This window comes from Phytoactinopolyspora endophytica (genome assembly GCF_004138495.1).
Lineage (GTDB): Bacteria > Actinomycetota > Actinomycetes > Jiangellales > Jiangellaceae > Phytoactinopolyspora > Phytoactinopolyspora endophytica.
This window is the reverse complement of the sequence record NZ_ML142856.1, coordinates 194739-200278: the sequence shown is the minus strand read 5'-3', so window position 1 is coordinate 200278 and position 5540 is coordinate 194739. Positions and strand designations below refer to the sequence as shown.

The following is a 5540-nucleotide window of genomic DNA, read 5'->3' as shown; positions in this document are numbered from 1 at the left end:
GTGGTGTCGGCGGTGCCGTCTGGGCTGGTCAGTGTCGCTGTGTGGGTGCCTGTGCCGAGCGTCGTCGACGTGTAGTCGAAGGTGACGGCGCCGTCGCCATCGGCGTTGCTGGTCTCGACCTGGCTGCCGCCGATCTCGAACGTCACGGTGGAGTCGGGCGCGAAGTCGGTGCCGGTCACAGTGACGCCGGTTTCGGCGAGTTCGGTGACGGTGAGTTCGGTGGGGTCGGCGTTGGCGTCGGGGTCGTAGACGACCGGGTCATCCGCCTGGGCTGTCCAGGAGAACTCGTATCCCGAGCAGGAGATCGACGGCATGCTCGCCTTGCCGGTACCGGAGGCGTTCCCGCTGGCGTCGATGGTGCCGGACAGCTCGTACTCCACATCGCTGAACGTCCACTCGACGTCGAACGGGGTATCCGCGTTGACCGGGGTGGGCGGCATATCGGCCCAGGCGATCGGTGTTGGGAACCATCCGCATTGGATGTAGCTGGCGGTGTCGAATCCGGACATGCGCCCGTCCGAGTCCACGTCGAAGGCGACGGTCGCATCGGTATAGGCGTCGCTGGTGCCGGTGTAGGCGCCAATAGGGACGGTCGACGCTGCGGGCGCCACAACTGCGGAGGCGACGAGCGCAATACCGGCCGCCGCCACGGCCACAGCCGTTCGCCGCACAGTGCGACCGGCGGCCGTCAAGGAACGTTGCATGTTCAGATCTCCAGGAGTTCGGTGGGTGTCGAGCGCCGCCCATGCTGACCCGAAATGGCCGGAGAATCCTCATTCCCAAACAAGTCCGGACGCACCGAGCGCGCGAGATGGCCGTCGACATCACTGGCGGCTGCGGTGCAGCGTGTCAGCAGCTCGAGCGCGTTTTGCCACAGGTCTGCGTCGTAATTTGGTGGCAGACGCCGGCATGGTTGGTGACGCTATACCCGTGACCCTGCATGAGGACGAGGTTCCCACCAACGAGCGAATCATCCGCACCTTGCTATATGCCCAGCGGCCCGACCTTGCCGGGCTTGCCATCGCCCATGTGGGCGGCGGCACGGACAACACCATGTACCGGCTCGGTGAGGCATATCTTGTGCGGCTTCCACGCACCCGTGAGAAGGCTGCCGCCCTCGAGAAAGAGTTGACCTGGCTGCCGCGGCTGGGTCCTCGGCTGCCGTTTGCGATCCCTCAGTCTCTACACGCTGGTCGCCCGGACCCGCTTTACCCCTTGCCATGGGCGATCTATACGTGGATCGATGGCGAGGACCTCGCAGATCGCACCGTCAATGACTGGGAGCGCTATGGCAGTGACCTGGCTGCCTTCGTTGCATGTCTTCACTCGACAGATCTCATGGGCGCAACCCGAAGCGACGGTCTGAGCGGGTACCGTGGCGGCCTGTTGCAGCCAAAGGATGAGTGGATCACATCATGCTTCGCCAAGGCTCGTTCTCACGGCGCTGAACTCGACTTCAACGTGCTTGAACGGCTGTGGCGAGAGGCGCAGAGTCTGCCGGAGCCATCCGCGGCGCACGTCTGGCTGCACAGCGACCTCAGGCCGGCCAACGTCCTGGTGCGCGAGGGCAGACTGCACGCCGTGATTGACTTCGGTGGCCTGACAGTCGGATTCCCAGACGCTGAGCATGCAGTCACATGGGATCTTCCTGCGGCTGCGCGCGATGCCTACCGCAACACCCTGGATGTCGACGATCTCACCTGGCTACGAGCACGCGCCTGGGCGATCGCCGTAGGCATCAGCGGAGTCTCCTATTACTGGAATACGTTCCCATCCTTCTTGACTGAGTGCATGCACCGTCTTCGTGCGATCGCTGCCGAAGCCCGGTGATTCACCCGGCGTACTGGTTGTCGCCCGACCGTGAACGTTCAGCCGGTTCGTGATGCTATGGAGTTGCTCGCGCTCAGCTCGGAAGGTCGCGTCATCGTCGATACGCATCCTTGGTGACGATGCATATTGTTTAATAGCACTTACCATTGGTTGTTAAGCGGAGATGCAGATCTGCGGCGACCCTAGCCCGGCGAATTGACCGGACATCGACTGGAGGTGCGAGTGAGTCCGGTGAAGCACGCCGCCGGTGACGGCAGCGGTAATGTTCGTTCGACACCGTCCGTGAGTCGAGGAGAGGGCATGAATACGTCTGCTGTGCCTCCGATGGGCAGACGTATCCGGGAGGAGCGCGTACGCCGTGGTGCGACCGTGCGTGGTCTGGCCGGCGAGATCGGCGTTTCGGCCAGCCTCATCTCGCAGATCGAGAACGACAAGAGCCAGCCGTCGGTGAGCACCCTTTACGCCATCACGACCGCACTGGGCATCTCGATCGAGGACCTGTTCGCACCCGGTGTGTCCGATGAGGCCGCGGAGCCGGAACCGGTGGCTGCGCCTCAGGCCACGCCGACGAGCGGCACCGACGGTCAACGGCACATGAGCACGAGGCGAGCGGCCCGGCCGGGCCATCGGCGGCGGGTCGGTCCGGTCGTGCACCCTCACGGGCGTGAGGCGCTCACCCTCGAGACGGGCGTCGTCTGGGAACTGCTGGGTGAGGTACCCGACGTCCACGTCGACTTCTTGCTCGTCACCTACCAACCGGGTGGGGCCTCGTCGACCATGGGCACGCTCATGCGTCACACTGGGACCGAGTTCGGCTACCTGATCAGCGGCGAATTAGTCCTGACGCTGGGTTTCAACGAACATCACCTGCATCCGGGCGATGCCATCTCGTTCGACTCGAGCACGCCTCACGGCTACCGCAATGAGGGCGCCGAGCCGGCCGTGGGTGTCTGGTTCGTTCTCGAGTAATCTCCCGTCGAACGGCGAATTGGTGTTAACGAAAGCGTGCATGTTTATTGCACACCTTGTTTAGTGACGCTAAACTACGCGGCAAAGCTGCACCCCACTCCCGGACGTACCACCCCCGTCTGAAGGCGGTGTCAGGCCGATGAGTCAGGACGGCGATCGCGATCGGAAGCGGACTGCAGGTCGATCACGACGAGGTCTGCTTTCCACCGGCGCGGCAGTAGGGGCCACAGCAGGCCTGGGCGCCGCCGGTGCGGCGCAGGCCTGTGCTGCCGGGCACCTCGACAACGGTGACGTTGCCGCTGGCGACGTCGCAACTTAAGGCAGTCGAACCATCAACGACGAGGTGAGACATGAGGCCGCGAACACGTATGTACAGTTCGGCAGTGGCGGCTCTGGCGCTGGTCCTTGCCGCATGTGGTGGCGACGACGACAACGCCGCCCAGCCGGAACCGGAAGGCGCGGAAGGGGCGCCTAGCGGTGAGCCGATCGTCGTCGGGTCGAGTCTTTCGCTCACCGGCGCCTTCGGCCCGACGGCGGCGATCCATCAGGTCGCCGGTGAGCAGTTCATCGAACGGCTCAACGAGGAAGGTGGCCTGCTCGGCCGGCCGGTGGAGTGGCTCGTCCTCGACGACGAGTCGGATCAGGCCCAGGTGGCCGACCTCTACGAACGGCTCATCTCACAGGAGCAGGTCGACCTCATCATGAGTCCGTACGCCACACCCAACATCCTGTCGGCGGCCCCGATCGCCGAGCGCCACGGCTTCGTCTTGCCCCAGCACACGGCCGTGCTGGCGCCGCTGCTGCCGTACCGGTGCCAGTTCCCTGCCTGGTCGATCGGGCCGGAGCCCAACGTCTACGTTCCCGAGCAGCTCTACGACGCGGTAGCCAGCCTCCCTGACCCGCCGGAGCGGATCGCGATCCTGACCCACCAGAGCGGGTCGACCGACTTCATCAGCTATGGCTCACCGGAGGTCGACGGCGTCGGCGCCGTGTCGATAGCGGAGGATCGGGGCCTCGATGTGGTGCTCGAGGTCCGGTACCCGCCTGGGACGACCGACTGGGCGCCGATCGCGGCTCAGGTGCGCGACGCCGACCCGGACCTCGTGGTCAACAACGGACTCGGCGTCGAGCCGGTCGAGCTGATCGAGGCGATGGAGCAGCTCGACTACCGCCCGCCGCTGCTGTTCAGCCTCTTCCCGGCGCCGGGTCCGCTGCTTGGGGTCGGCGAGGGTGTCTTGTCGGTGTCGACCTTCGAGCCGAACGAGGCGGTGCTCGAGCAGTACGAGCCGGAGGTGCGCGAGATCGTCGACGACTTCGAGTCGCGAGCCGAGGACGCCGGAGTGCCCTACACGGCGTTCGAGACACAGGCGGCATCCTCCTGGACCGCCTGGGAGATCCTGGTGGCCGCCGTCGAGGGCGCCGGCGAGATCGATCACGAGGCGATGTGCGACTACCTGATCGAGAACGGGGCCGACACGACATTGAGCGGCGAGCTGACGTTCGACCCCGAGGTGAACAACTTCTGGCCGAGCAACCAGGGCCTGAAACAGGTCCAGGACGGCGAGTGGGTCATGGTCTGGCCCGAAGATCGTGCAGCGGCCCAGCTCAGGCTGGCGGATAACTGAGGCCCTATGACGACCATTCAGGCAGCTCTCAACGGAGCTCTGGTCGGTGGGTTGTTCGTGGTGATGGCTGTGGGTCTCTCCGTCACCTGGGGCATGATGAAGATCATCAACCTGGCCCATTTCGGGATGATCTTGATCGGTGCGTATCTGACGTTTCAGATCACGACGTCCTGGGGTCTCGACCCCATCCTCACGCTGGTCATCACCGTTCCTACCCTGTTCGCGTTCGGAGCGCTGCTGCAGTGGGCGCTCGACCGGTTCAGCGTCGTCGAGTTCGGCTCGTTGCTGGTGACCTTCGGCATTCTGATCATCACCATGCAGGTGGTGACCAACATCTGGAGTGCCGACTTTCAGCGGCTGGCGGCGGAAGCCAACCCCTACGCGACACAATCGGTCTCCCTCGGCCGGTTCGTCTTCCCGATGTCGACGCTGCTGGCCTTCGCGGCGGCCGTGGTCATCGTCGGTGGTGCCCATCTGGCCTTGCAGCGCACGTTTCCCGGCCGCGCGATGCGAGCCTTCGCGCAAGACAAAGACGTCGCCTCCGCGTTCGGCATCGACCATCGCCGCCTCGGGATGCTGCTCGCCGGGGTGTCCGCAGCCAGTGCCGCCGTCGCCGGCATGCTTCTGGCCCTCGGCAGGTCGCTCACGCCGACGGCTCCGTTCGAGCTGATCGGCACGGTGTTCGCGGTCGTGATTCTCGGCGGGATCGGCCACGTCGTGGGGACGCTGGCGGCCGGCGTCCTGATCGGGATGGTCTCGGCGGTTGTGGCATCGGTATGGTCGCCGTCTCTGTCGCCGTTCGTCGTGTTCTCGGTCATCGTCCTCGCCCTGTTGTTCCGGCCACACGGACTCTTCGCCCGCGGCGGTGTCAGGTGATAGGGCGAGGGCTGGCCGGCTTTGCTCTGGTCTACGTGGCGCTGGCGGCGGTCGTGGCCGTTCGCGAGCCCATCGGGCTGCCGGTCTTCTATCTGGTGCTCGCCTCGACGGTCCTGTTCTGGACGGCGCAGGCGACAAGCTGGAACATTCTGTCGGGGTTCAGCGGCTACTTCAGCTTCGGCCAGGGCGTCTTCGTGGGCCTCGGCGCCTACACGGCCGCGATCCTCGCCGGCCGCCGCG

Annotated in this window: 5 protein-coding genes and 1 pseudogene; 5 read left to right on the top strand and 1 reads right to left on the bottom strand. The window is 65.3% G+C overall.

What is annotated here, in order from left to right; all coding sequences use genetic code 11:
• The coding region (locus tag ELR45_RS35355) for a hypothetical protein (RefSeq protein WP_205856752.1) at positions 1 to 704 on the bottom strand (704 nt) is incomplete at its 3' end.
• Between the two features lie 226 nt (positions 705 to 930).
• Here ELR45_RS35355 and ELR45_RS17260 point away from each other — a divergent pair.
• The 5 genes and pseudogenes from ELR45_RS17260 to ELR45_RS35350 form a co-directional block, all read left to right on the top strand.
• Positions 931 to 1830 carry an aminoglycoside phosphotransferase family protein gene (locus ELR45_RS17260; RefSeq protein WP_129667498.1) on the top strand — a complete coding sequence of 300 codons (900 nt, stop codon included), beginning with the start codon at positions 931 to 933 and terminating at the stop codon, positions 1828 to 1830.
• Between the two features lie 300 nt (positions 1831 to 2130).
• Positions 2131 to 2799, top strand: coding sequence for a cupin domain-containing protein (locus tag ELR45_RS17255; protein ID WP_129667497.1), 669 nt, complete (start codon positions 2131 to 2133; stop codon positions 2797 to 2799).
• Positions 2800 to 3182: 383 nt separating this feature from the next.
• Positions 3183 to 4424: an amino acid ABC transporter substrate-binding protein gene (locus ELR45_RS17250; RefSeq protein WP_165367864.1), complete on the top strand. Its 1242-nt coding sequence runs from the start codon at positions 3183 to 3185 to the stop codon at positions 4422 to 4424.
• A gap of 6 nt (positions 4425 to 4430) precedes the next feature.
• Entirely contained in the window at positions 4431 to 5300 is an 870-nt protein-coding gene (locus ELR45_RS17245) for a branched-chain amino acid ABC transporter permease (RefSeq protein ID WP_129667495.1), read from the top strand.
• A 35-nt stretch (positions 5301 to 5335) separates the two neighbouring features.
• Positions 5336 to 5540: pseudogene (locus tag ELR45_RS35350) on the top strand (branched-chain amino acid ABC transporter ATP-binding protein/permease); the annotation flags it as partial.